Here is a 22437-nt window from a genome sequence, read left to right as displayed (position 1 = left end):
TGGTCGTTAACGATGCCGCGTGTTTACTGACTAAACGCGGCGCTCTTGAGTCCATCGCGAGCAAGCTCGCTCCTACAAAATCCTTATGGCAACACGCCGGGCATTTTCAGACAAACACGAAAGGTTTTTGCCTCAGTCGGTGTAGCCGAGTTTTGCCGAACGGATTTCCGGAGCCTGGCCCCGCGTGGCCAGGCAGAAATACAACGGACAAGTCACCACCAGTCCAACCAGCCACGACAGGTCCGCGCCCTCGACCAGATTGGCGTATGGCCCGACGTACAGCGAAGTATTGGCGAATGGCAGCTGCACGATGATGCCGATGAAGTAGGCAATGATCGCATGCAAGTTGAAACGACCGTAGATGCCGCCGTCTGCGCGGAAGATCGACGCGATGTCGTAGCGGCCGCGCTTGATCAGGTAGAAGTCGATCAGGTTGATCGACGCCCACGGCACCAGCACCAGCAACAGCGCCAGAATCAGACCGATGAACTGCGAAATGAAATTCGCCGAAGCACCCAGCGCCACCACGCAGCAACCCGCCAGCACGATACTCGACAACACCACGCGCACCTTGATGCTGGGTGTCCACTGGCTGGCGAAGGTCTGGATCGAAGTGATGATCGACAGCACCGCGCCATACAGATTCAAGGCGTTGTGGCTGATGATGTTGAGCAGGAACAACACCATCAGGATCGGCCCCAGCCAGCCGGTGGATTGCTTGACCGCCGCCATCGCCTCGGTGCCTTCCGGGGTCGCCAGTACCGCCACGGCACCGAAGGTAAAGGACAGGATCGTGCCCAGGGTCGCACCCAGATAGGTGGCGAAGAACGGCCGGGCGATGCCGATATCCGCCGGCAGGTAGCGTGAGTAGTCCGACACGTACGGCGAGAAACTGATTTGCCAGATAATGCCCAGCGACACCGTGGCCAGCCAGCCGGACAGGTTGAACCCACCGCGAGTGAAGAAGTCCACCGGCAAGTCATGGGCGAAGATATAGAGGAAACCGGCGAGCAACGCACTGCCCATCACCCAGGTACCGATGCGGTTGAGGGTATGGATGAAGCGATAACCGATCACCCCGATGGCCGTGGCGCTGAGGGCACCGATGAGAATGCTGGCCGGCACCGGCACCGACGGCGCAATGCCGACAATCGATTTGCCCGCCAGCACGATGTTGGAAATGAAGAAACCGATGTAGATCAGCGCAGCGAAGAACACGATCAGCAGCGCGCCATAGCGGCCGAACTGACCACGACTCTGCACCATCTGCGGAATGCCCATGCACGGCCCCTGGGCCGACGCGAGGGCAATCACCACACCGCCGGCCATGTGCCCGAGCGCAATCGCCAGCAAACCCCAGAACAGGTTGAGGTGGAACACCTGGACCACCATCGCGCCGGTGACGATGGGCAGTGGCGCAATGTTGGTGCTGAACCACAGGGTGAAAAGATCGCGGGCCTTCCCGTGGCGCTCTGCGAGTGGAACATAGTCGACCGTATGGTTCTCGATCAACGGATCTTGCCGGGACATCTGGGACATGTGCATGAACTCGAGTTTGTCTGTTCTTATCTTTGTATGAAGCCAAACCGGGGGGACTCTTTGGTCACCCCTCAGATGCCTACCATATTATGGTATTCCAAACTTTAAACAAGACTGATCCGGTCTTTGAACAAGCATCTGAGCCGGCATCCTGCCCGATCCACGCCAAATCTGGCTAGCTGAAAGCCCCGTAATCATTGAGTTTCCGACGAAAGCCGTACGTTTATCGGTTCACCTAAAAAGACCTTGCAATCGATGTATTACGGTATACCATCAGACCCACAAACACATAAAAACCGCGTCACACCCGCCGAGGACCGTCCAATGATCGATGCCGCCATCTACAAACAAGTCATGGGTTCGTTCCCGTCCGGAGTGACCGTGATCACCACCCTGGATGACGACGGGCAAATCGTCGGCCTGACCGCCAGTGCCTTCAGCTCGCTGTCGATGGACCCGGCCCTGGTGCTGTTCTGCCCGAACTACAGCTCCGATTCCTACCCGGTCCTGATCAAGAACAAACGCTTCGCCATCCACGTGCTTTCCGGCGGCCAGCAAAGCGAAGCCTATGCTTTCGCACGCAAAGGCAAGGACAAGGCCCAGGGGATAGAGTGGACACTGAGCGAGTTGGGCAACCCGATTCTGGCCAACGCCACGGCGGTCATCGAATGTGAGCTGTGGCGCGAATATGAAGGCGGTGACCACGCGATCATGGTCGGCGCGGTGAAAAACCTGATCGTGCCCCAGCAGAGCAGCGGGCCACTGGTGTATTGCCACGGCAAGATGGGCGCCCTGCCCGTTCTGGCCTGATCCCTCTGATATCACCGCATACCCCCTGTGGGAGCGGGCTTGCTCGCGAAGACGGAGTGTCAGTCAACACAGATGCCGCCTGGAAGTTCGCTTTCGCGAGCAAGCCCGCTCCCACACTGGTTAGCGTTAGCCGCGAAGAGAAGTGATTTGCGGAAAACATGTATTATGGTATACCAATAAACAACGAGCCCGCAGTCGACAGGCCAATAACAATAGATCCGAGGTAAGCGTCATGAAGTTTTCTCTGTTCGTACACATGGAACGTTGGGACGAAAGCGTCAGCCACCGCCAGTTGTTCGAAGACCTGACCGAACTGACGCTGATGGCCGAGGCCGGTGGTTTCAGCACCGTATGGATCGGCGAACACCACTCAATGGAATACACCATCTCGCCAAGCCCGATGCCGCTGCTGGCTTACCTCGCGGGCAAGACCACCACCATTCACCTGGGCGCCGGCACCATCATCGCGCCGTTCTGGCATCCGCTGCGGGTGGCGGGTGAATGCGCATTGCTCGACGTGATCAGCAACGGGCGCATGGAAGTCGGTTTGGCCCGTGGTGCCTACCAGATTGAATTCGACCGCATGGCCGGCGGCATGCCAGCGTCCTCCGGCGGCCAGGCGTTGCGGGAAATGGTTCCGGTGGTGCGTGCACTGTGGAACGGCGACTATGCCCATGACGGCGACATCTGGAAATTCCCGACCTCCACCAGCGTGCCCAAGCCAATCCAGCAGCCGAACCCGCCGATGTGGATCGCCGCCCGCGATCCGGACTCGCACAACTTCGCCGTGGCCAACGGCTGCAACGTGATGGTCACGCCGCTGATGAAAGGCGACGAAGAAGTCCTCGACCTGAAGAACAAATTCCAGGCCGCGCTGGACAACAACCCGGGCGTGCCGCGCCCGCAACTGATGGTGCTGCGTCACACCCACGTGCACACCGCCGACGATCCGCAAGGCTGGCAAGTCGGAGCCAAGGCGATCTCGAAGTTCTATCGCACCTTCGATGCCTGGTTCGGCAACAAGACCACCCCGGTCAACGGTTTCCTCGCGCCGAGCCCGGAAGAAAAATTCGCCGGTCGCCCAGAGTTCGAACTGGAGAGCCTGCACAAGACCGCCATGATCGGCACCCCGGAAGAAATCATTCCGCGCATCAAGTACTACCAGGAACTGGGTGTAGACGAGTTCAGCTTCTGGTGCGATAACAGCCTGCCCCACGCGGAGAAGAAAAAATCCCTGGAGCTGTTTATCAAGCATGTGGTGCCAGCGTTTCGCTGATTGCGCCGCCCTGCGACATCAACTGTAGGAGCGAGCTCGCTCGCGATGGACGCCAACGATAACGCGTGCCATCTGAATGACCGCGTTGTCCAGAGTTTTTCGCGAGCAAGCTCGCTCCTACAGGTACGCATTTGTCCTGTGGGAGCAAGCGCGCCCCCACAAGAGTCGATTCCAATGATGACTGGTCGTCTCCCATCACTCGCCCTTCCCTCCAGCGCCGCGCGGGCTTACCTGCGCGGTGAATGGACCGCTTCGCACCTGCATTTCAAGCGCCTGCGCGCCAGCGTTTCGGCCAAGCAGAACGGCTTCTGGCAAATAGTTCACTGAGCCCACCCGAACAGCCAATCACGCCCCTCGCGTCTCGCCATTGCATGGCGCGTGCGGTGCTTTGTGTTTCGCCTTTGATCAGGTTTGCCCAATGAACAATAACAGCGCGCTGTTGATCATCGACATGCAACAGGAGGACGGTTTCGTCCTCGAAAACTTTGCCACGGTAGTTGCCCATACCGCCGCCCTGCTCGCGACAGCCCGTCGCCAGCGGATGCCTGTCATCTATACCCGCCACATCAATCAGGCCGACGGCAGTGACCTGCCCCACGGCGAACCCCTCGCCGCCGACGGTGGCCCCGGCGGTTACCGCGCCGGCACCCGGCAAGTGGAAATCATCGAGTCGCTGACGCCGCAGCCCGGTGAATTAATCATCGACAAGGGCCGTTACAGCGCCTTTCACCGCACCGACCTCGACGCCCGACTCAAGGCTCTGGAAGTCGACACGCTGATCATCTGTGGCGTGTTGACCGACGTCTGCGTGCTGACCAGCGTGTTCGATGCCTTCGCCTTGGGATATCGCGTGCGCCTGGTCAACGATGCCTGCACCACAACCACGCTGGCCGGGCACTACTCGGCGTTGTTGATCATGGCCAACTGGGTTTACTCGCTGGAAATTCTCACGACTGAACAATGCCTGCGCGCCCTGCAACAACTCGATTACGCCAGCCTGATCCCCGAACGTCCGGACCTGTTTGCCCATCAGCCCCATGAGCTGCCCGGCACCATCGCCCGTCTGCAATCCCACCTCGTCCGGACTCAGGAGTGATCGCCATGCAAGTCGAAAAAAGAAGCATCGATTTCATCCCCGAAACCGAACGCCACGGCAAGCCGGCCTCGCTGTTCTATATCTGGTTCGGCGCCAACATGAATATCACCACCATCGCGTCCGGTGTGTTGCCGGTGGTGATGGGGCTCAACCTGTTCTGGAGTGCGCTGGCGATCATCATCGGTTCGTTGTTGGGGGCGATTTTCATGGCCTCCCACTCGGCCCAGGGACCGAAGCTGGGGATTCCGCAAATGATCCAGAGCCGGGCGCAATTCGGCGTGCTGGGGGCGGTGTTGCCGCTGCTGTTCGTGATGCTGATTTACCTGGGCTTCTTCGTCAGTAACACGTTGCTCGCGGCCCAGGCGCTGGAGTCCGTCAGCCCGCTGCCAATGTCGGGCAACATCTACCTGATCGGTGCGTTGTGCTTCGTCGTCGCCCTCTATGGCTATCGGTTGATTCACCGCTTGCAGAAGCTGCTGTCGATCCTGTCGCTGGTGGTGTTCGTGGCCGCCACGGTGCTCGCCTTGCAGTTACCGATCCCGGCCGAACAATGGTTGCCGACAGGCTTCTCGTTGTCGAAATTCCTGGTGGCGGTGAGCATTGCCGTGACCTGGCAGCTGTCCTATGCGCCTTACGTCGCCGACTACTCGCGCTACCTGCCGAGCAGCACGCCGACTGCCCAGGTGTTCTGGTACAGCTACGCCGGCACGGTCAGCGGCGGCGCGTGGATGATGATTCTCGGGGCGATTCTCAGCGTCGGCATCGGCGATTTTTCCAGCAACGTCGGCGGGCATGTCGCCGGTCTGTTCGGCGCTGGCGCGGTGCTGCTGTTCGCCTTCATCGTCTACGGCCAGGTGTCGATCAACGTGTTCAACCTGTATGGCGCGTTCATGTCGACCATCACCGTGATCGAACCTTTCGCCCGACTCAAGGTGACCCCGCGGGTGCGCGGTGTGTTCATGCTGCTGATCAGCCTGGTGGCAACGGCCTTGTGCACCATCAGTCAGGACGACTTCATCAACTTCTTCCTGAACTTCATCTTTTTCATGAGCTACTTCCTGATCCCGTGGACGGCGATCAATCTGGTGGACTACTACTGCCTGCGCAAAGGCCAATACCGGATTGACGACATCTTCGACCTGAACGGGATCTACGGGCGCATCAACTGGATTGCCTGCGGCAGTTTCCTGTTGGCAATTGCCCTGGAAATTCCGTTCATGAACACCACGCTGTACGTCGGCCCGGTGGCCACGGCGCTGGACGGGGTGGACCTGGCGTGGATCGTCGGGTTGCTGGTGCCTGCGCTGAGTTACTACTGGCTGATGAAGCGCGCCAGTCGCGTGCCAGTGATGGGACCAGCCTGACACACCGATGGGCCTGTAGGAGCTGGCTTGCCAGCGAAGGCGACCTGCCTGACACACCGCATTGTCCGGTTCGCCAGCAAGCTGGCTCCTACAGGTTCGGGTGATCTTTTGATCTTCACCCTGCATACGGAATTGCAGGCAAAAAAAATCCCAGGCAGCTGATGGACGCCTGGGATTTAAAAATGCATAAACCGTGGTGGTGAACGCGGCGCGGATATTACGGAATATTTCAGCCTGTAACAAGATATTTTTATTCACCATCCAGTTACTAATCTTTCTAACTCATTAAATATCCACACTTTTTCTAAGGGAGACTACAAGAACCAGCGATACTCCCGCGCGCTGATGTCATGCAGAAATGCCAGATGATCCTGACGTTTGTTTTCGCAATAGACATCCACAAACTCCGCCCCCAAGCCTTCGCGCAGCGATGCATGACTTTGCATGGACTTCACCGCTTCGAGCATTTCCAACGGAAATTCGATGCCACTGCTGCGGTCTTCGTTGAGCGGTGCAATCGGCTCACACTCCCTTTCCAGCCCCTGCTCCAACCCCACCAGAATCGCCGCCAACGCCAGATACGGATTGGCATCGGCGCCCGCCAGGCGATGTTCAATACGCAGGTTTTTGACGTCCGACTCCGGTATACGCAAGCACGCATCACGATCCTCAAAGCCCCAACTGGCGCGGGACGCGACGTTCACGGTGCCGCTCAAACGGCGCAAGGCGTTGTGGTTCGGGGCAAAAATCGGCATGCAATGCGGCAACACATCCAGGCAACCGGCCACCGCATGACGCAGCGCCCGCTGGCCGTTCGCCGCCAACAGATTGTTGCCGGCCTTGTCATAAAGGCTGACATGCACATGCATACCACTGCCGGGATGTTGCAAGTAGGGTTTGGCCATGAAACTGGCGCGCAGGTTGTGCTTGAGCGCCACGCCCCGGGTGCTGCGGCAGAACAGGGCCGCCCAGTCGGCGGCGCGCAAGCCGTCATCGCAATGGCCGAAGTTGATTTCGAACTGACCCGGGCCGAGTTCAGCGGTAATCACCGTGGCATCGATGCCTTGCGCTCGCGCCGTCTCGACCATTTCATCGAGTACCGGGGCGAATCGCGACAAGCGTTCGATGTGCATGTTCGGCTGATCATCGGCATCGCCAGTCAACTCATCACGGGGGAACTGCGGCAAGCCGTCCTTCAAGCGGCTGTCGAACAGGTAAAACTCCAGCTCGAACGCCACCACCGGGAAAATGCCTTTACGGTGCAGCCGGTTCAACACCTGGGCCAACACTTCACGGGGTTCGAATTCGATGGGTTTTTCCGTGCCGTCGGAGGTGATCAGCATCTGGCCCAGAGGCTGCTTTTCCCAGGTCACGAGCTTCAACGTGCCAGGCACCAAACGGCGGAGCGCATCGGGGTCACCATCGTTGAAGCAGTAGTCTCCGATCTTGAACAGCCCGCCCTGAGTGCCGAGCAGCACGCAGTTTTGCGGCAGTTTCAGTGCACTGCCGGCAGCGACTTTTTCCAACATCTCGATCGGGTAGCGCTTGCCGTAGAAGTGCCCCGGAATGTCCAGGGAGATCAGGTCGACATAACGCACTTCAGGGTTGCAGTGGCGAAAGTTGCGAACCTCGGCCAGCAGATCAGAGCACACAGCATCCATCGTTTTGTTCCTTGTTGTTATCAGGTGTAAACCCAAAGCACGCGGGTCAGTTGGTCGGACAGGTTGCCGTAGCGGCAATGCGCATGGCTGGCCAGTTGAAAGCTGTCGCCGGGATGCAGGGTCACCGGTTCGTTGTCGTCGAGCCACAGGGTCAGTTCCCCTTCGAGGACATAACCGCCCTGCTCGGAGCTGTCCTTCATATGCCGGTCGCCGCTGCTGGCGCCGGGTTCGAGCTGGCTTTCAAGCATCGAGAACGACGCACGCATTTTTGGCGAAACGAGGATGTCGGTAATGCCATCGGCGTAATACAGCGTGCGGCGCTCGTCCGGGCGGGTGACCCAGGACAACGCCATAGGCTTGGGCAGGCTGTAGAAATAAGTGGTCGGCACCCCCAGGGTTTCGCTGATGGCGGTCAAGTCCGCCACCGTCGGGCGCGACAGGCCGCGCTCGACCTGGGACAGAAAACCGACGGAGCGCCCGATTTTGTCCGCCAGCTCCTTCAGGGTGTACTTTTTGTGTTTGCGCAGGTCCTGGATCAGGATCGCCAGCGCCGAGATTTCTTCTTGCATGTCCATCCGGAGTCTTCCTGAAAGTGTCGCTTCAAATGCTGTCGCGCAGCCGATACCAGGCTTTGCCGATGGCTTCCAGCGGCGCGGCCAGGTATTTGCCACCGGGAAAACTGCCATTGTTCAGGCCCTGGTACAGGGACAGCTCGTCGGGCTGACCGAGCACCGCGTCGGACACTGCCCGCGCCGCGGCCAGCGTCGGCAGCACGCCATGCCCGGAATACCCCTGCATCCAGTACAGATCGCCGCGCCGCCCGATATCCGGCGTGCGCTTGAGGGTCAGGTCGATGTGTCCGCCCCAGGCAAACTCCAGCTCGACGCCCGTGAGTTGTGGGAACACGCGCTCCAGGAACGGCCGGGTCGCCGCGGCGATGTCCTTGGGCATCCCGCCCAGGTAAGTGCAACCGCCGCCGAACAGCAGGCGGTTATCCGGGGTGCGCCGGAAATAATCGAGCACGAACTGGTTGTCGGTCACGCACACGTTGCTCGGCAGCAGCGCGGTGGCTTGCTCCGTCGTGAGCGGCGCGGTCGCGACCTGATAAGTCCCGACCGGCAACACGCAACTTGCCAATTGCGGGTCGAGCCGATCGAGATAGGCGTTGCACGCCAGCACCAGCACATCGGCGCGAATACGACCACGCTCGGTCGTCACCACAAACCCGTCGCCCTCCTCGCCATAGCTCAGCGCCTTGCTTTGCTCGTAGATACGGCCACCCGCCCGCTCAATTGCATCCGCGAGGCCCAGGGCCAGTTTCAGCGGATTCAAATGCCCGCCCTCGGGATCGAACAAGCCGGCCTGATAACGCTCGCTGGCCACCCATTCCGGCAACTGTTGCCGTGAAATGAATTGCAGTTTGTCGTGGCCCCACTTATGGCTGGCCTCGTGTTGCCACTCCGTCAGCAAGCCTACCCGACGCGGCATCACCGACGTCCAGAGATGACCGGCGCGGTAGTCGCAATCGAACTCATGCCGGCCGGGCAGATCACGCAGTTCCCGCGCGGCCCAGCGCATGCCGTCCCACAGTCGCCGCGCCCGTTCATAACCCAGCGCCGCTTCCAGCGGTGGCATGTCGCACGACCAACCGAGAATCGCCTGGCCGCCATTGCGCCCCGAAGCGGCCCAGGCCACCCGGCTTGCTTCGAGCAAGGTCACGCGCTTGCCAGCCAGTGCCAGGCGCAACGCCGTGTGCAATCCACTGAAGCCGGCCCCGATGATCAGCACTTCGGTGTCTTGTTCACCTTCCAGTGCGGCTCGATTGACCAGACGGTCGGCACAGGAATGGGCGTAGTAACTGGCGACATGCTGAGTGGATTGCTGAAACATATGGCCTCGTGAAATTTTGTATTTTTAATTTCATGAAAAAATACACGGTAAATTTCACACAGGCAAATGGCGCGCAAAAAAAATCCCGCCCAAGAAGACTTGGGCGGGATTTTTTATTCAGAGGCGTCAGCGAACGCATCAGGCAATCGGGACCAGTGGGGCCGCTGCGCCGCCACGTTATTGCCGGCATGGCGCCCCGATTTTCGTTTTCCTGTTCTTACAAACAGTCGCGCACGATTTTACGCAGGTCACCAGATTTGGCCCAAGGTGGCCCCTGGTACAGCGAAACCTGACTGCCGTTTTTGTACTTCACGATATCCAGCACTTCGTCGGCCGTGATTACGCTGGGCGCGGTGATCCGGAATCCGTTGGATATCGAAACCTGGGTCGTATTCGGTACTTCCTTTTGCCAGGCCGGCAAAACGCACGCCGCATACTCTTTTGGCGTCTTCCCGCTGTGCTTGCTGACATTCGGCTCGCCCGGTACCAGCGACGCCGGCAGCGAACATCCGGCTAGCAACGCCAGCACGACTCCTCCCATCAACATCCGCATGTTGCGTCCTTATATTCGAAATAAAGAAAATGTAGCTCGCCGTCGTCCGTACATCCATCCCCGACGATTCAGCGACTGCCATTGATATCGGCTCCCCCCGTTAGTTCCTTGAGTTCAGATAAGCCATCCATCTTTCTTGAGTAGGACAGCGTACTTTCACGTTCGCGTTTATTTTCCCGACCAAAGGAAACCCGTCTGAATCAGACAAACACAACATCCGGTCCGGTAAACAGGTCTAAAATTCCGGAATGCAGTGTTCAGGAGGTCATCATGTGGCTTAACGAATCGGAACAGGAACTTCGGCGTGATCTGCAGGGACTTGCGTCAGATTTGCGCTGGTCGGCCGTGGAGCTTTTGCGCATAGAGCAGCAATTGCGCCTGCTCGGGAACGACATAGACGCGCAAGCCGTTCAAAAACTGTGTGCTTTATTTCAAGGCGATGAAGCAAAACTGTCAGGCTATGCCGAGGAAGTGAAAGCCAAGGTCATTAGCCGCAACAAGGCTCAATAGCGGGAGCGCTGCCATGAACAGGCCTCTATTCACGCTGGTCGTCACACTGACCGCGTTGGCAGGCTGCAGCACCAACTCGATCTACCAGAACCAGCCGCTGGTGGCGAAGGTCGGCACCGGCATGACCCAGGAGCAAGTCCGGCAAATCGGCGGCCAGCCGCTGGCGATCAGCGATCGTACCGTCGAACCCGGTACGTGCTTTGACTACAAACTGACTCAGTCCGGCCATCAACAAACGTTCAATGTCAGCTTTGATGGCCGTGGCATGGTCGACCACAAGAGCTTTATGACGTGTGCGGAATGGAGCTACATGCAGCAAAAGGCCCGAGAACCCTCCCGCCCCAGCGGTGGCGGTGGCTACTAGCGCCCTGTAGGAGCGAGCTTGCTCGCGATGGACTCAAGCGCGCCGAGTTTAGCCAGGAAACACGCGTTATCGTTTGCGACCATCGCGAGCAAGCTCGCTCCTACAGGAGATTACCGGTGAACCGGGGCTTCGGGCTTGACTTCATTTTGTCTGATGGTTGCCCGCAGGCTTGCCGGTTCGAGCCCTGTAGCCCGGCAGCGATGCCGCAAACGCCAGTGCCTCCTCTCGACTGTCGAACGAGCCAAGCCGGTCACCCCGGGTACATACACGCCAGGGGCCGTTGTTCACGCTGAGCACGTCATAGCCGTTCATGTGCATTTTGTTCAGCATCGGAACACTCATAGTCACCTCCTCATGGGCAGTGATATCAGGTTGACTCACTTACCTTACACCCACCCTTCTCCAAAATACCGACCAGACATCGCCATGGAAATTCCCGATTCGGGTTGCACTTGGACCCTAGTCCTTTGCCAACGCCGTCGCGGCCCTGTCGATGAATGCCGCCACTTCAGCGGGCATCGACGCCAATGACGCATGGCTGGCATTCAACGTCAGAATTTCCCGGGCGTTCAGCCGCGCCGCCATCCATTGCTGGTTTTGTGGCGCGATCATCCGGTCTACGGTCGAAATCTGATACCACGATGGTTTTTTCTTCCAGGCCACCGTGCCAATGGTGTCACCGAAGGTACTCGCCAGCGGCGCTTTCTGGGTGAGGCCCATGATCAACCCTTCGGTCGCCGGCAGGTCCTGACAGAAGCTTTCATGGTAGAGCTCCGGCTTGACCCATAGGTAACCGTCGCTATCCGGCATCAGGTTTGCCGCTGCCGCAGGCAGATGCCGTTGCGTGATGCCGCCGGGACTTTCACCGGCGTCCGGCGCGAACGCAGCGATGTACACCAGCCCGACCACATTCGGCAAATCACCCGCTTCAGTGATCACCGCGCCGCCATAGGAGTGACCCACCAACAGCACCGGACCGGGCACCTGGGCGACCATCTTGCGCGTGCGCTCGGCATCATCAGCCAGCGAAGTCAGCGGCAACTCGACGGCACGAATGTGCGTGTCACCCCGGCTGAGCAGTTTGGCGATGACTTTGTTCCAATGGGCAGCGCCGCCCCAAAAACCATGGACCAGCACGATCGTGGGTTTGTCATTCATCACCATGACTCCGTTTGCGGATGGGGTTGTCTGTCGTTCGCGTCAGCCTTGATCGCCGCCGCCCACGGGCATGACCATGCCGGTGATATAGGACGCTTCGTCGCTGGCCAGAAACAGAATAGCCGCCGCCTGCTCATCCAGGGTGCCGTAGCGTTTCATCAGACTGCTGTCGAGGGTCTGGTCGACGATCTGCTGATACCAGAGTTTTTCCTGCTCACTCTGCTCGGCACCGTTGCGGGGTATGCGTCGCGGCGGGGCTTCGGTGCCGCCAGGAGCGGTGGCGTTGACCCGCACGCCACGACCGGCGGTTTCGAACGCCAGACAAGCGGTCAAGGCATTCACCCCACCTTTTGCCGCGCCGTAGGGCACGCGATTGAGGCTGCGGGTGGCGATGGAAGATACGTTGACGATCGCACCACTGCCCTGCTCCAGCATGAACGGCAGTGCAGCATGGCAACACCACAAGGTCGGGAACAACGAACGGCGAACCTCGGCCTCGATCTGCGACGCCTGGTAATGCTCGAACGGCTTGGCCCAGATCGTGCCGCCGACGTTATTGACCAGCACATCGAGGCGATCGAAGCGCTCGACAGCGGTTTGCATCACCCGACTGCACTCCTCGTATTGCTCAAGGTCGGCGGTCAGGGCCAAAACCTGGGTGGTCGGCGCCAACTGTTGCTGCACTTCGAACACCAGGTCGGAACGGTCCACCAGGATCAGCTTCGCCCCTTCCGCGGCCATACGCTCGGCCACCCGTCGGCCAATGCCTTGGGCAGCGCCGGTGATCAGTGCGACTTTTTCGTGAAATCTGTTCATGGCAACCTCAAAAAATCCGATCAATTAAAGTAATGCAGGTCAAACTCGATCCTGTGGGAGCGGGCTTGCTCGCGAAGAGGCCGTAACATTCAATAACAGTGTCCCCTGTCAGACCGCTTTCGCGAGCAAGCCCGCTCCCACATTGGGTAGTTGCCCGGCAGGGAATTTGTGCACGACTCAAGCCGCGCTGGCGGCGAATTTTTCGTAGTAGAAGTTCGCAGGCGCGATGCCTTGCTCGCGAATGAACTGGCTGACCGCCTCGACCATCGGCGGCGGGCCGCACAGGTACACATCGACGTCGCCATCGTTCAAATGCTTTGGCTCGATGTGCTGGGTCACGTAGCCCTTGAGCGGATGTTGGCTCTCGGGGCTGGCGACGCAGGCGCTGAAGGTGAAGTTGGGGATGCGCGCAGCAAAGGCTTCCAGACGATCAAGCTCCACCAGATCAAAGTCGTGGGTCACGCCGTAGATCAGATGCAGCGGATGATCGCTGCCCTGCTCGGCGATTTTCTCCAGCATCGCGGTGAACGGCGCCAACCCGGTGCCACCGGCCAGCAGCAACAGCGGCCGACGGATGTCACGCAGATAGAAACTGCCCAACGGTCCGGCCAGGCTCATGCTGTCGCCGGCCTTGGCCATGCCGGTCAGGAAACTGCTCATCAAGCCGCCCGGCACGTTGCGGATCAGGAAGCTGACTTCGCCGTCGCGCTGCAACGAGCTGAACGAGTAGGCGCGGGTCTGCTCGCTGCCTGGAATCCCAAGGTTCACATATTGCCCCGGCAGAAACGCCAGTTTGCTCAGGGCTTCACCCTTGATCGACAGCGCGATGGTGCTGTCGGACAGTTGGCGTACGGCGCTGATGGTCGCGTCGTAACTGGTCTGGCGGGTACGGCAGACTTCCGAGGACGTCGGCACCCGCACCACGCAGTCACTCCGGGCGCGCATCTGGCAGGTCAGGACAAAACCCTGCGCGGCCTCTTCAGGGCTGAGGGCGTCTTCGATGTACTCCTCGCCCAGATCGTAAGTGCCGGCTTCGGCAAAACACATGCAGGTGCCGCAGGCGCCGTCGCGGCAGTCCAGCGGGATATTGATGCCCTGGCGGTACGCGGCATCGGCCACGGTTTCGCCGGCATTGGCGTCGATGAACCGGGTGACGCCGTCTTCGAAATTGAATGCAATGGAATGGGTCATGACGGCCGCCTCACAGGTGGTAAACATCGATGACCTGACGAACATAGTCGTTCTTCAGGATCACTTTCTTGGCCTTGATCAACAGGTTTTCACCGCGCACGTCGAGGGTGTAGAAACTGCTGCCGAAATAGCTGTCGACGGTCTTGTAGCGAAAACTCAGGGTGTGCCAGTTGAAGCGCACCTTGCAGATTCCGTCGGCCTGCTCAAGCAGTTCGATGTTGCTGATGTTGTGGGAGGTGCGGGTGTCCGGAATGCTCGCGCTGGAACGCTCGGTCTTGATGCGGAAGACGCGGTCTTCCAGGCCCGTGCGGTTGCCGTACCAGATCAGCGAGATTTCCCGCTGCGGGTCTTCGGTCAACTCGTCGTTGTCGTCCCACGACGGCATCCAGAACGTCGCGTCCGGTGCGTACAGCTCCAGCCATTCATCCCACTGACGGTCGTCGAGGTAGCGCGCTTCGCGGTAGAGAAAATCGCGCACGGTGTCATGGGAAATGGTCATTGCACGTCCTCCACGGCGATCAGTTTCGACTGCTCGGCGGCGAGGGCCTTGAGCATGGTCTGCTGCCAGTACTTGTGTTGCAGCACGAACAGGCCTTCGTCTTCGGTGCGCACGCCACTGAGCAGCGGATGCAGATCGATTTCCCTGGCTGCCTCGTCGGCACCTTCGATCCAGTGCTCGGCACCACGGGACATGTCATTCCAGGTGGTGACGCTGCCCTGATAGCTGGTCTGGCAGGAGCGGAATTCTTCCAGATCATCCGGCGTGGCCATGCCGCTGACGTTGAAGAAGTCCTCGTACTGACGAATCCGGCTGGAACGCGCATGGTCGCTTTCGCCTTTGGGGGCGATGCAGTAAATGGTGATTTCCGTGCGGTTGACCGAGATCGGCCGGGCGATGCGGATCTGCGAGCTGAACTGGTCCATCAGGTACACGTTGGGGTACAGGCACAGGTTGCGCGAATTCTCGATCATCCAGTCGGCGCGGGCCTTGCCGAAATCCTGCGCCAGCTCATCGCGGCGCTCGTACAGCGGACGGTCCTCGGGGTTGGCCCACCGGGTCCACAGCAGCATGTGGCCCTTGTCGAAGGAATAGAAACCTCCGCCCTGCTTGGCCCAGCTGCCGGCGCTCATGGTCGGGTTGCTGTCACCGGCCTCGCGTTGCTTGCGCTGGTTCTGGGTGGCGGCGTAGTTCCAGTGCACGGAGCTGACGTGGTAGCCATCGGCGCCGTTTTCGGCGGTGAGTTTCCAGTTGCCTTCGTAGATGTAGCTGGAAGACCCACGCAGCACTTCCAGGCCATCAGGGGATTGGTCGACGATCATGTCGATGATCTTCGCCGACTCGCCGAGGTGCTCGACCAGTGGCAGCACATCGGCTTTCAGGCTGCCAAACAGGAAGCCGCGATAAGACTCGAAACGCGCGACGCGGGTCAGGTCGTGGGAGCCTTCGCAGTTGAAGCTCGCCGGGTAGCCCGCCTGGGCCGGATCCTTGACCTTGAGCAGCTTGCCGGAATTGTTGAAGGTCCAGCCGTGGAACGGGCAAGTGTAGGAACTCTTGTTGCCGGACTTGTGCCGGCACAGGGTCGCGCCGCGGTGGCTGCAGGCATTGATGAAGGCGTTGAGTACACCGTCCTTGTTGCGCGCGATGAAGATCGACTGGCGCCCCATGGTGGTGGTGTAGAAATCGTTGATGTTGGGGATCTGGCTTTCGTGGGCCAGGTACAGCCAATTGCCTTCGAAGATGTGTTCCATCTCCAGATCGAACAACCGCGGGTCGGTGAACATCTCGCGTTTGCAGCGATAGAGGCCTTGCTCGGGATCATCTTCAAGCAGGGAATGCAAATATTCGGGTCGCAGGGTCATGGCCGCCGCCTCCATTGTTATTGTTCAGGCAGGGCCATGCTAGGACGGGGGGGCAGACTGGAATATCCGCGGGGTGCAGACCTTTATCCGTTTTGTGCAATGCACGCCTGGAATGGAGATGTATGCGGAATGTATGAACGGCAGCGATCAACTGTAGGAGCTGGCTTGCCAGCGAAAGCGGTGGGTCAGGCAAGATAAATGGCGACTGACACTCCTTCTTCGCTGGCAAGCCAGCTCCTACAGGGTCAGTGCATTCAATGCCGGCGTTTGAGGGTGTCCGACGGCAATTCGCCGAACTGCTTGCGATAGCTGTCGGAGAACCGCCCCAGGTGCAGGAAGCCGTAGTCCATCGCCACTTCCGTGATGTTGCGTACGTTGCAAGTCGGGTCGCTGAGGCAGGCGTTGATGGACTCGAGGCGCTTCTGGCGGATGTAGTTTTTCGGCGTGGCACCGGCATTGCGTTCAAACAATCCGTACAGCGAACGCAAGCTCATGTGGGCCTGGCGCGCCAGCTCTTCACTGTCGATGTCCTGTTTGAGGTGGCGTGCGATGTAATCGGCAATGGCTTCGAAGGTCGCAGCCTGCGATCCCGTGCTGAAGCGGGTGACATTGGTTTTCATCAGGCTCAGCATCTTGCTGGTGATGATCTGCGCGTAATGCTCCTGCACCCTGGGGATCTGCTCGCTGGCCTCGGCTTCCTGGCAAATCATCGCCAGCAGGTTGACGAAACCTTCCAGCTCGCCCAGTTGATAGCGGTTCTCCAGGAACCGCACGCCCTGCCCCGGATATTGCCAGCGCTGCTCATCGCAAACGGACTCGAACAACCGGGTGGGAATTTTCAGGATGAATTTTTCGCAATCGTTGGAGTACGTCAGGTCCACCGGATCATCGGGATTGATCAACAGCAGCTCGCCGGGGGCGAAGTAATGTTCCTGGCCATGCCCGCGCCACAGGCAATTGCCGCGCAGCAACACTTGCAAGTGATAGATGTTCTCCAGTGCGCCCGACGTCACCCGCACACTGGCGCCGTAGCTGATACGACACAGGTCGAGGCTGGCGAATTTGCGGTGGTCGAGACTGGCCAGCGGCCGTCCCGCACGGGGCATGAGGATGCAATGGTTGCCGACGTGCTGATTGACGTAGCCCGACACCGCGTAAGGGTCGGCGTGGTCGAACACCCGGCTGCGCTGACTCAACAGTTGCGCTTGCATCATCAGGTCACTCTCGTTGTTGTTATGCGTTGTGGCAGTCCATTCTAGAACAGTGTGTCAGGCGCTTGAGATATTTCCGGACAGTTGACCGAAACCCCTGTGGGAGCGGGCTTGCTCGCGAAAGCGGAGTATCAGTCAACGTTGATGTTGAGGCTGATTCCGCCTTCGCGAGCAAGCCCGCTCCCACAGGGTTGTGCGATCAGTCTTCCAGTGCGCGGACCCGCTCGTGGCGCTGTTGCTCCTCCGGCTGGGCAGACGACTGCAAGGTGAAGTCGAAGTCGATTTCGGCAAAGCGACCGCTCACACCATGGGCCGCCGCGCGCTGCTGATCGTCGCTGAAGGTGATCCTGGCAATCAGTTCATCGCGAGTGGCGTAGGCGAAGTCGTCGTGCAGGTATTGATCGCCATCGAGGTTGATCTGGGTGGTCAGGTGGCGATGATCCGCTGCGGAAATGAAGAAGTGAATGTGCGCCGGGCGCTGGCCGTGACGGCCCAGTTGATCGAGCAGTTGCTGGGTCGGTCCGTCCGGCGGGCAGCCATAGCCCGACGGCACGATGCTGCGGAAACGATAGCGGCCTTCGGCGTCGGTAACGATACGGCGACGCAGGTTGAACTCCGACTGTGTGGTATCGAAGTACGAGTAAGTACCACCGGTGTTGGCGTGCCAGACATCCACCACGGCACCGGCCAGGGGTTCGCCAGCGGTGTTGAACACGCGGCCTTGCATGAACAGGGTCACGCCCGGATCGACACCATCGTCGAGGCGCGCTTCGCCCACCGACAGCGGCGCACCGGCCACGTACAGCGGGCCCTCGATGGTGCGCGGCGTGCCGCCGGATTTGCCGGCCTGCTCGTCTTCGGCGTCCATCAGCAGGTCGAGGTAGTGTTCCAGACCGAGCCCGGCCACCACCAGCCCGGCCTCCTGGCGTGCGCCCAGCACGTTGAGGTAGTTGACGGTTTTCCAGAACTCTTCCGGGGTCACGGCCAGGTCTTCGATGATGTTCACCGAGTCACGCAGGATGCGATAGACCAGCGCTTTGGTCCGTGGATTGCCGGCGTCGTTGAGCAAGCCGCTGGCTTCTTCGAGAAATTTCTGGACTTCGGCAGTGTGGGAAATCTTGACGTTCATTTTGCAGGGTTCCTCATCTTGTAATTATTAGCGTAGCGAACTGAGCAGGCTGGGCTCAGCGGTCATCGTCGCGGATGGAAGAAGGATGCCGGCACATCGCGTCGATTTCGATGGCCATGTACGGAAACAGTGGCAATTGCATCAGCAGGTCATGCAGTTCCTGAACGCTGTCGACATCGAACACGCTGTAGTTGGCGTAGTGCCCGGCGATGCGCCACAGGTGGCGCCACTTGCCCTGCTCTTGCAGGCGCTGGGCCAGGGCTTTTTCGTCCGCCTTGAGTTTGGCGGCCGCTTGCGGATTCATGTCGACCGGCAGGTTCACGGTCATTTTTACGTGGAACAGCATAATGCTCTCCTCAGGCTTGATGAATGGCGGTGGATGTCTTGTCGCGGCGGAAGAACGCCAGACGCTCTTCATCCAGGCTCAGGCCCAGACCCGGCGTTTTCGGCACGTGCAGTTCAAAATCGCGATACACCAGCGGCTCGCTGAGAATGTCTGCGGTCAGCAGCAGCGGGCCGAACAACTCGGTGTCCCACGCCAGTTTGTTCAGGGTGACAAAAGCATGGGCCGAAGCCATGGTGCCCAGGCCGCCTTCGAGCATGGTGCCACCGTACAGGGCGATACCGGCCGCTTCAGCGATGCAGGCGGTACGCAGCACAGCACGCGGGCCACCGTTCTTGGCAATCTTCAAGGCAAACACCGACGCCGCGCCTTCGCGGGCCAGGTTGAACGCATCTTCCACGCATTCGATGGATTCGTCGGCCATGATTGGCGCCGGGCTCATGGCATTCAGGCGGGCCATGCCGGCGCGGTTGTTGCGCGAGATGGGTTGTTCGATCAGGTCGATGCCGTTGGTACCGAGGATTCGGCAGGCCCGCAGCGCCACCGCTTCGTCCCACGCCTGATTGACGTCGACCCGTACGCTGGCGCGGTCACCCAGGGCCTTTTTGATGGCGATGACGTGGGCCAGATCGCGATTGACCTCGCCGGCACCGATTTTCAGTTTGAAGATGCGGTGGCGGCGCAGGTCGAGCATTTTTTCCGCCTCGGCGATGTCTTTCCCGGTGTCGCCGCTGGCCAGGGTCCAGGCCACGGGCAGCGCATCGCGAACACGGCCGCCGAGCAATTCGCTGACCGGCAGGCCGAGGCGTTTGCCCAGGGCGTCGAGCAGCGCGGTTTCGATACCGGATTTGGCGAAGGTGTTGCCACGGATGCTGCGTTCCAGGCGCAACATGGCGGCGTTGACATTGTTGCTGTCCTGGCCGATCAACAGCGGTGCGAAGTGCGTGTCGATGTTGGTCTTGATGCTGTCCGGGCTTTCATTGCCGTAGGCCAGGCCACCGATGGTGGTGGATTCGCCGATGCCTTCGATGCCGTCGGCGCAACGCACGCGAATGATCACCAGGGTCTGGTTCTGCATGGTATGCATCGCCAGCTTGTGCGGGCGGATAGTCGGCAGATCGACGATGATCGTCTCGATCGATTCAATGGCTGTTGCAAGCATTTCGATACCCGTCAGGTTCTTGAAGTTCTGAGTCGGATTCTCATACGGCTTTTTCCGGGCGGCCAATATAGAATTGGTCTGGCTTGATACCTAAAAGGTATTCAATTGAAAATCCGGAGGCCCCATGGAACTGCGTCACCTGCGTTACTTTCAGGTGCTGGCTCAAACCCTCAACTTCACTCGCGCCGCCGAGCGCTTGCACATTGCCCAACCGCCGTTGAGCCGGCAGATCCAGCAACTGGAAGACGAACTGGGGGTGATGCTGCTGGAGCGCGGTCGACCACTGAAGTTGACCGACGCAGGACGTTTTTTCCATGAGCACTCCACCGCCCTGCTCGAACAACTGAACAAGGTCTGTGACAACACGCGGCGTATCGGGTTGGGTGAGAAAACCTGGCTGGGTATCGGTTTTGCGCCGTCGACCTTGTATGGCGTGCTGCCGGAACTGATCCGCCGGTTACGCAGCGGCGAGCCGCTGGAGCTGGAGTTGGGGCTGTCGGAAATGACCACCTTGCAGCAGGTGCAGGCGCTCAAGGCCGGACGCATCGACATCGGCTTCGGCCGTATCCGCATTGACGACCCGGCTATCGTCCAGACCGTGCTGACCGAAGACCGCCTGGTCGCCGCCCTGCCCGCCGGCCACCCGTTGCTCGCCGGTCCCATCAGCCTGCGGGAACTGGCGAAGGAACCCTTTGTGTTGTACCCCGGCAATCCACGGCCGAGTTACGCCGACCATGTGATTGCCCTGTTTGAGTCCTACGGCGTGAGCATCCACGTCGCGCAATGGACGAACGAGCTGCAAACGGCGATCGGTCTGGTGGGGGCGGGAATCGGAGTCACGCTGGTGCCGGCCTCGGTGCAATTGCTGCACCGCGACGACATCGGCTTCACCCCGCTGCTGGAAGACAACGCGACCTCGCCGATCATACTCAGCCGACGGGTTGGCGATGTTTCGCCGGGGTTGAACCATTGTTTGCGGATGATTGATGAACTGCTGCCACCAGCGACTTGAGGCATTGAAAACCTGTGGCGAGGGAGCTTGCTCCCGCTGGGGCGCGTAGCGGCCCTAAAAGCCGTTACCCGTTTCTTTGAGATGAACGTAATGACCTTTTGGGGGGCCGCTTCGCGCCCCAGCGGGAGCAAGCTCCCTCGCCACAGGGTCAGTGTTGCCATCAGATCAGCGAGTGATCAGCCCGAAAACGCCCGGCGTCCTGACTTCATCTCGGTACGCAACTCGCCGACAAAATCAGAGATGGCGCGCACGCTGGTCAGTTCGGCGGTCGAGACACCGCTGATCAGCAGCTCCACCCGCCCGGTGACGGGGTCGCAGACTTCGATACGCAGCAATCCGAGGTTCTCCGTGCACTCGCACGACAGCGGTTCGAAACCGGACTCTACGATATTGCAAAGAACTGAAATAGGAACCATGGCCGGTGCCTCGGCGACAGTTGATCGGATTGGATCTGTTTCAGCATAGGTACACTTTGCCGATTCTGCGCCACAAATCATTCGCAATTGGTGTTATTCAGCGCTCATTTCTGCACGTTTTTTCAATGGGTGTTTCCGCCCCAGATCCAGTTCCAGAACCCCGGCAACTCGACCGGCTGCGAATCGTCGCGCACGGTACGCGCCATGGCCGCCCGCCGCAGCGCCGACTGATCGTCGTAAAACGGCTTGTCGGCGGTTTTCACGCCGGTTTCCCGGGCACTGTCGAGAAGAATCTGCAGGTACTCACGGGTATGCCGGGCGGTATAGCGGTTTAGGTCGTGGAAGGTCACCACCACCGGAATCACTCCATCGACCACCGGCAACTCGCCACGGGCAATGCGTTCGCGTACTTCGGACATCGAGCGCAGCATGTGCGACCGGCGCCGGGGGCTGGCATTGAAGCCCCAGATCTTGCCGTCATTGGCGCTCAAGTCCGTGAGCAGCACGTGCAGGCCATGCCGCTGATAAGCGGCAAAGGTGCGTTTGTCGTAGTTCCAGAATGGCGGGCGCAGCAGGATTGGCGGGGCGCCGGTGATCGCCGCAATGTCGGCGCTGCCATCGGTCAGGGACTGCTCGAGTTCTTGCGGTTCCAGCGAGCGATGATTGGTGTGCCAGGGCGTGGCGGTGTGAAACCCCAGGATGTGACCTTCGGCATGTTCGCGCCGCATGATGTCCCGGCCCAACTCGCTGCCACCGGCCCGAGGAGCGCGGGTTTGCACGAAGAACACGGCTTTGATGCCCAGTTGCAGCGGGTTTTGCGCCAGGCTCTCAAGCACCGTGACGGTCGGATTCCACCAGCTCGATGCACTGGGACCGTCATCGAAGGTCAGCAGAAACCGGATCGGTGGTTGCGTACTCAGACGCTGTTCGGTCTGCGGAGTCATTTCGATCGGTGCTGCGATACAGCCCAGCAGACCCACTGCCAAGGCGCACACCGTTAAACACTTGAACAACTGTTTCATCTTCTGCCTTGAGCCAGACCATCTCGGTCGATACTTCAACTGGCAAGAATCCTT

Annotated in this window: 25 protein-coding genes; 8 read left to right on the top strand and 17 right to left on the bottom strand. The window is 59.8% G+C overall.

The genetic code is table 11. The annotated features are described in order from the left end of the window. Positions 1 to 132: 132 nt before the first annotated feature. Positions 133 to 1539 (bottom strand): purine-cytosine permease family protein, encoded by a 1407-nt coding sequence (locus tag AC07XF_RS23815; RefSeq protein ID WP_495028431.1) that lies wholly within the window; start codon positions 1537 to 1539, stop codon positions 133 to 135. A 324-nt stretch (positions 1540 to 1863) separates the two neighbouring features. On the opposite strand from AC07XF_RS23815, the gene AC07XF_RS23810 reads away from it, so the two are divergent. From AC07XF_RS23810 to AC07XF_RS23790, 5 genes are all read left to right on the top strand, one after another. Next, positions 1864 to 2349 carry a flavin reductase family protein gene (locus AC07XF_RS23810; protein WP_495028430.1) on the top strand — a complete coding sequence of 162 codons (486 nt, stop codon included), beginning with the start codon at positions 1864 to 1866 and terminating at the stop codon, positions 2347 to 2349. A gap of 232 nt (positions 2350 to 2581) precedes the next feature. Then, positions 2582 to 3625 (top strand): LLM class flavin-dependent oxidoreductase, encoded by a 1044-nt coding sequence (locus tag AC07XF_RS23805; protein WP_102672851.1) that lies wholly within the window; start codon positions 2582 to 2584, stop codon positions 3623 to 3625. Positions 3626 to 3802: 177 nt separating this feature from the next. Beyond that, on the top strand, positions 3803 to 3952 hold the full coding sequence (locus AC07XF_RS23800) for a hypothetical protein (RefSeq protein ID WP_495028432.1): 150 nt from the start codon (positions 3803 to 3805) through the stop codon (positions 3950 to 3952). A gap of 91 nt (positions 3953 to 4043) precedes the next feature. Continuing rightward, positions 4044 to 4721 (top strand): cysteine hydrolase family protein, encoded by a 678-nt coding sequence (locus tag AC07XF_RS23795; RefSeq protein WP_495028429.1) that lies wholly within the window; start codon positions 4044 to 4046, stop codon positions 4719 to 4721. Between the two features lie 5 nt (positions 4722 to 4726). Beyond that, positions 4727 to 6085 carry a purine-cytosine permease family protein gene (locus AC07XF_RS23790; protein WP_495028428.1) on the top strand — a complete coding sequence of 453 codons (1359 nt, stop codon included), beginning with the start codon at positions 4727 to 4729 and terminating at the stop codon, positions 6083 to 6085. A gap of 314 nt (positions 6086 to 6399) precedes the next feature. Here AC07XF_RS23790 and AC07XF_RS23785 read toward each other — a convergent pair whose 3' ends face one another. The 4 genes from AC07XF_RS23785 to AC07XF_RS23770 form a co-directional block, all read right to left on the bottom strand. Further along, positions 6400 to 7746 (bottom strand): glutamine synthetase family protein, encoded by a 1347-nt coding sequence (locus tag AC07XF_RS23785; protein WP_495028427.1) that lies wholly within the window; start codon positions 7744 to 7746, stop codon positions 6400 to 6402. A gap of 20 nt (positions 7747 to 7766) precedes the next feature. Beyond that, on the bottom strand, positions 7767 to 8321 hold the full coding sequence (locus AC07XF_RS23780; RefSeq protein WP_008000492.1) for a helix-turn-helix domain-containing protein: 555 nt from the start codon (positions 8319 to 8321) through the stop codon (positions 7767 to 7769). Positions 8322 to 8346: 25 nt separating this feature from the next. After that, on the bottom strand, positions 8347 to 9636 hold the full coding sequence (locus tag AC07XF_RS23775; protein WP_495028426.1) for an NAD(P)/FAD-dependent oxidoreductase: 1290 nt from the start codon (positions 9634 to 9636) through the stop codon (positions 8347 to 8349). Between the two features lie 217 nt (positions 9637 to 9853). Continuing rightward, positions 9854 to 10189: a hypothetical protein gene (locus AC07XF_RS23770; protein WP_495028425.1), complete on the bottom strand. Its 336-nt coding sequence runs from the start codon at positions 10187 to 10189 to the stop codon at positions 9854 to 9856. 270 nt (positions 10190 to 10459) lie between these two features. Here AC07XF_RS23770 and AC07XF_RS23765 point away from each other — a divergent pair, with 270 nt between their 5' ends. After that, positions 10460 to 10699, top strand: a complete 240-nt coding sequence (locus tag AC07XF_RS23765; RefSeq protein ID WP_046043505.1) for a hypothetical protein — start codon at positions 10460 to 10462, stop codon at positions 10697 to 10699. 13 nt (positions 10700 to 10712) lie between these two features. After that, the gene (gene osmE, locus AC07XF_RS23760) at positions 10713 to 11063 is read left to right on the top strand and encodes an osmotically-inducible lipoprotein OsmE (RefSeq protein ID WP_495028424.1); all 351 of its coding nucleotides are present in this window, start codon (positions 10713 to 10715) and stop codon (positions 11061 to 11063) included. A 141-nt stretch (positions 11064 to 11204) separates the two neighbouring features. On the opposite strand, the gene AC07XF_RS23755 is transcribed toward osmE, so the two are convergent. From AC07XF_RS23755 to AC07XF_RS23710, 10 genes are all read right to left on the bottom strand, one after another. Beyond that, positions 11205 to 11405 carry an SPOR domain-containing protein gene (locus tag AC07XF_RS23755; RefSeq protein WP_495028423.1) on the bottom strand — a complete coding sequence of 67 codons (201 nt, stop codon included), beginning with the start codon at positions 11403 to 11405 and terminating at the stop codon, positions 11205 to 11207. 117 nt (positions 11406 to 11522) lie between these two features. Further along, the gene (locus AC07XF_RS23750) at positions 11523 to 12221 is read right to left on the bottom strand and encodes an alpha/beta hydrolase (protein WP_495028422.1); all 699 of its coding nucleotides are present in this window, start codon (positions 12219 to 12221) and stop codon (positions 11523 to 11525) included. A gap of 42 nt (positions 12222 to 12263) precedes the next feature. After that, a complete protein-coding gene (locus AC07XF_RS23745) occupies positions 12264 to 13037 on the bottom strand; it encodes a 1,6-dihydroxycyclohexa-2,4-diene-1-carboxylate dehydrogenase (RefSeq protein WP_495028421.1) in 774 nt (257 codons plus the stop codon). Between the two features lie 177 nt (positions 13038 to 13214). Continuing rightward, complete coding sequence (gene benC / locus AC07XF_RS23740) at positions 13215 to 14228, bottom strand: benzoate 1,2-dioxygenase electron transfer component BenC (RefSeq protein WP_495028420.1); 1014 nt, start codon at positions 14226 to 14228, stop codon at positions 13215 to 13217. Between the two features lie 10 nt (positions 14229 to 14238). Continuing rightward, positions 14239 to 14727, bottom strand: a complete 489-nt coding sequence (benB, locus tag AC07XF_RS23735) for a benzoate 1,2-dioxygenase small subunit (RefSeq protein WP_495028419.1) — start codon at positions 14725 to 14727, stop codon at positions 14239 to 14241. Beyond that, positions 14724 to 16088 (bottom strand): benzoate 1,2-dioxygenase large subunit, encoded by a 1365-nt coding sequence (gene benA, locus AC07XF_RS23730; protein WP_277536788.1) that lies wholly within the window; start codon positions 16086 to 16088, stop codon positions 14724 to 14726. The genes benB and benA overlap by 4 nt, the downstream gene beginning before the upstream one ends. 254 nt (positions 16089 to 16342) lie before the next feature. After that, positions 16343 to 17302 carry an AraC family transcriptional regulator gene (locus AC07XF_RS23725; RefSeq protein WP_495028418.1) on the bottom strand — a complete coding sequence of 320 codons (960 nt, stop codon included), beginning with the start codon at positions 17300 to 17302 and terminating at the stop codon, positions 16343 to 16345. Between the two features lie 196 nt (positions 17303 to 17498). Next, positions 17499 to 18428 (bottom strand): catechol 1,2-dioxygenase, encoded by a 930-nt coding sequence (gene catA / locus AC07XF_RS23720; protein ID WP_495028417.1) that lies wholly within the window; start codon positions 18426 to 18428, stop codon positions 17499 to 17501. A gap of 55 nt (positions 18429 to 18483) precedes the next feature. Beyond that, positions 18484 to 18774, bottom strand: a complete 291-nt coding sequence (catC, locus tag AC07XF_RS23715; protein WP_218432980.1) for a muconolactone Delta-isomerase — start codon at positions 18772 to 18774, stop codon at positions 18484 to 18486. A 10-nt stretch (positions 18775 to 18784) separates the two neighbouring features. Beyond that, positions 18785 to 19933: a muconate cycloisomerase family protein gene (locus AC07XF_RS23710; RefSeq protein WP_495028416.1), complete on the bottom strand. Its 1149-nt coding sequence runs from the start codon at positions 19931 to 19933 to the stop codon at positions 18785 to 18787. 124 nt (positions 19934 to 20057) lie between these two features. Between AC07XF_RS23710 and AC07XF_RS23705 the strand changes: the two genes are divergently transcribed. Then, on the top strand, positions 20058 to 20945 hold the full coding sequence (locus tag AC07XF_RS23705) for a LysR family transcriptional regulator (RefSeq protein ID WP_429398279.1): 888 nt from the start codon (positions 20058 to 20060) through the stop codon (positions 20943 to 20945). 176 nt (positions 20946 to 21121) lie between these two features. On the opposite strand, the gene AC07XF_RS23700 is transcribed toward AC07XF_RS23705, so the two are convergent. Together AC07XF_RS23700 and AC07XF_RS23695 are read right to left on the bottom strand one after the other, a co-directional pair. After that, on the bottom strand, positions 21122 to 21361 hold the full coding sequence (locus AC07XF_RS23700; protein WP_495028415.1) for a DUF1652 domain-containing protein: 240 nt from the start codon (positions 21359 to 21361) through the stop codon (positions 21122 to 21124). Between the two features lie 122 nt (positions 21362 to 21483). Next, positions 21484 to 22383, bottom strand: coding sequence for a polysaccharide deacetylase family protein (locus AC07XF_RS23695; protein ID WP_495028414.1), 900 nt, complete (start codon positions 22381 to 22383; stop codon positions 21484 to 21486). Positions 22384 to 22437: the final 54 nt, after the last annotated feature.

Source organism: Pseudomonas sp. GW821-FHT01C01, from assembly GCF_059422645.1.
The sequence above is the reverse complement of the archived record's forward strand: the minus strand, read 5'-3'. Positions and strand labels throughout refer to the sequence as shown.

Excerpts from the sequence above, each read along its gene's own strand:
- AC07XF_RS23750 (WP_495028422.1), bottom strand. The coding sequence starts at position 12,221 with ATGAATGACAAACCCACGATCGTGCTGGTCCATGGTTTTTGGGGCGGC.
- AC07XF_RS23775 (WP_495028426.1), bottom strand. The coding sequence starts at position 9,636 with ATGTTTCAGCAATCCACTCAGCATGTCGCCAGTTACTACGCCCATTCC.
- AC07XF_RS23705 (WP_429398279.1), top strand. The coding sequence starts at position 20,058 with ATGGAACTGCGTCACCTGCGTTACTTTCAGGTGCTGGCTCAAACCCTC.
- AC07XF_RS23765 (WP_046043505.1), top strand. The coding sequence starts at position 10,460 with ATGTGGCTTAACGAATCGGAACAGGAACTTCGGCGTGATCTGCAGGGA.
- AC07XF_RS23755 (WP_495028423.1), bottom strand. The coding sequence starts at position 11,405 with ATGAGTGTTCCGATGCTGAACAAAATGCACATGAACGGCTATGACGTG.
- AC07XF_RS23700 (WP_495028415.1), bottom strand. The coding sequence starts at position 21,361 with ATGGTTCCTATTTCAGTTCTTTGCAATATCGTAGAGTCCGGTTTCGAA.
- AC07XF_RS23815 (WP_495028431.1), bottom strand. The coding sequence starts at position 1,539 with ATGTCCCAGATGTCCCGGCAAGATCCGTTGATCGAGAACCATACGGTC.
- AC07XF_RS23745 (WP_495028421.1), bottom strand. The coding sequence starts at position 13,037 with ATGAACAGATTTCACGAAAAAGTCGCACTGATCACCGGCGCTGCCCAA.
- AC07XF_RS23805 (WP_102672851.1), top strand. The coding sequence starts at position 2,582 with ATGAAGTTTTCTCTGTTCGTACACATGGAACGTTGGGACGAAAGCGTC.
- AC07XF_RS23795 (WP_495028429.1), top strand. The coding sequence starts at position 4,044 with ATGAACAATAACAGCGCGCTGTTGATCATCGACATGCAACAGGAGGAC.
- benC (WP_495028420.1), bottom strand. The coding sequence starts at position 14,228 with ATGACCCATTCCATTGCATTCAATTTCGAAGACGGCGTCACCCGGTTC.
- AC07XF_RS23810 (WP_495028430.1), top strand. The coding sequence starts at position 1,864 with ATGATCGATGCCGCCATCTACAAACAAGTCATGGGTTCGTTCCCGTCC.
- catC (WP_218432980.1), bottom strand. The coding sequence starts at position 18,774 with ATGCTGTTCCACGTAAAAATGACCGTGAACCTGCCGGTCGACATGAAT.
- benA (WP_277536788.1), bottom strand. The coding sequence starts at position 16,088 with ATGACCCTGCGACCCGAATATTTGCATTCCCTGCTTGAAGATGATCCC.
- catA (WP_495028417.1), bottom strand. The coding sequence starts at position 18,428 with ATGAACGTCAAGATTTCCCACACTGCCGAAGTCCAGAAATTTCTCGAA.
- AC07XF_RS23790 (WP_495028428.1), top strand. The coding sequence starts at position 4,727 with ATGCAAGTCGAAAAAAGAAGCATCGATTTCATCCCCGAAACCGAACGC.
- AC07XF_RS23780 (WP_008000492.1), bottom strand. The coding sequence starts at position 8,321 with ATGGACATGCAAGAAGAAATCTCGGCGCTGGCGATCCTGATCCAGGAC.
- benB (WP_495028419.1), bottom strand. The coding sequence starts at position 14,727 with ATGACCATTTCCCATGACACCGTGCGCGATTTTCTCTACCGCGAAGCG.
- AC07XF_RS23785 (WP_495028427.1), bottom strand. The coding sequence starts at position 7,746 with ATGGATGCTGTGTGCTCTGATCTGCTGGCCGAGGTTCGCAACTTTCGC.
- AC07XF_RS23800 (WP_495028432.1), top strand. The coding sequence starts at position 3,803 with ATGACTGGTCGTCTCCCATCACTCGCCCTTCCCTCCAGCGCCGCGCGG.
- osmE (WP_495028424.1), top strand. The coding sequence starts at position 10,713 with ATGAACAGGCCTCTATTCACGCTGGTCGTCACACTGACCGCGTTGGCA.
- AC07XF_RS23695 (WP_495028414.1), bottom strand. The coding sequence starts at position 22,383 with ATGAAACAGTTGTTCAAGTGTTTAACGGTGTGCGCCTTGGCAGTGGGT.
- AC07XF_RS23770 (WP_495028425.1), bottom strand. The coding sequence starts at position 10,189 with ATGCGGATGTTGATGGGAGGAGTCGTGCTGGCGTTGCTAGCCGGATGT.
- AC07XF_RS23725 (WP_495028418.1), bottom strand. The coding sequence starts at position 17,302 with ATGATGCAAGCGCAACTGTTGAGTCAGCGCAGCCGGGTGTTCGACCAC.
- AC07XF_RS23710 (WP_495028416.1), bottom strand. The coding sequence starts at position 19,933 with ATGCTTGCAACAGCCATTGAATCGATCGAGACGATCATCGTCGATCTG.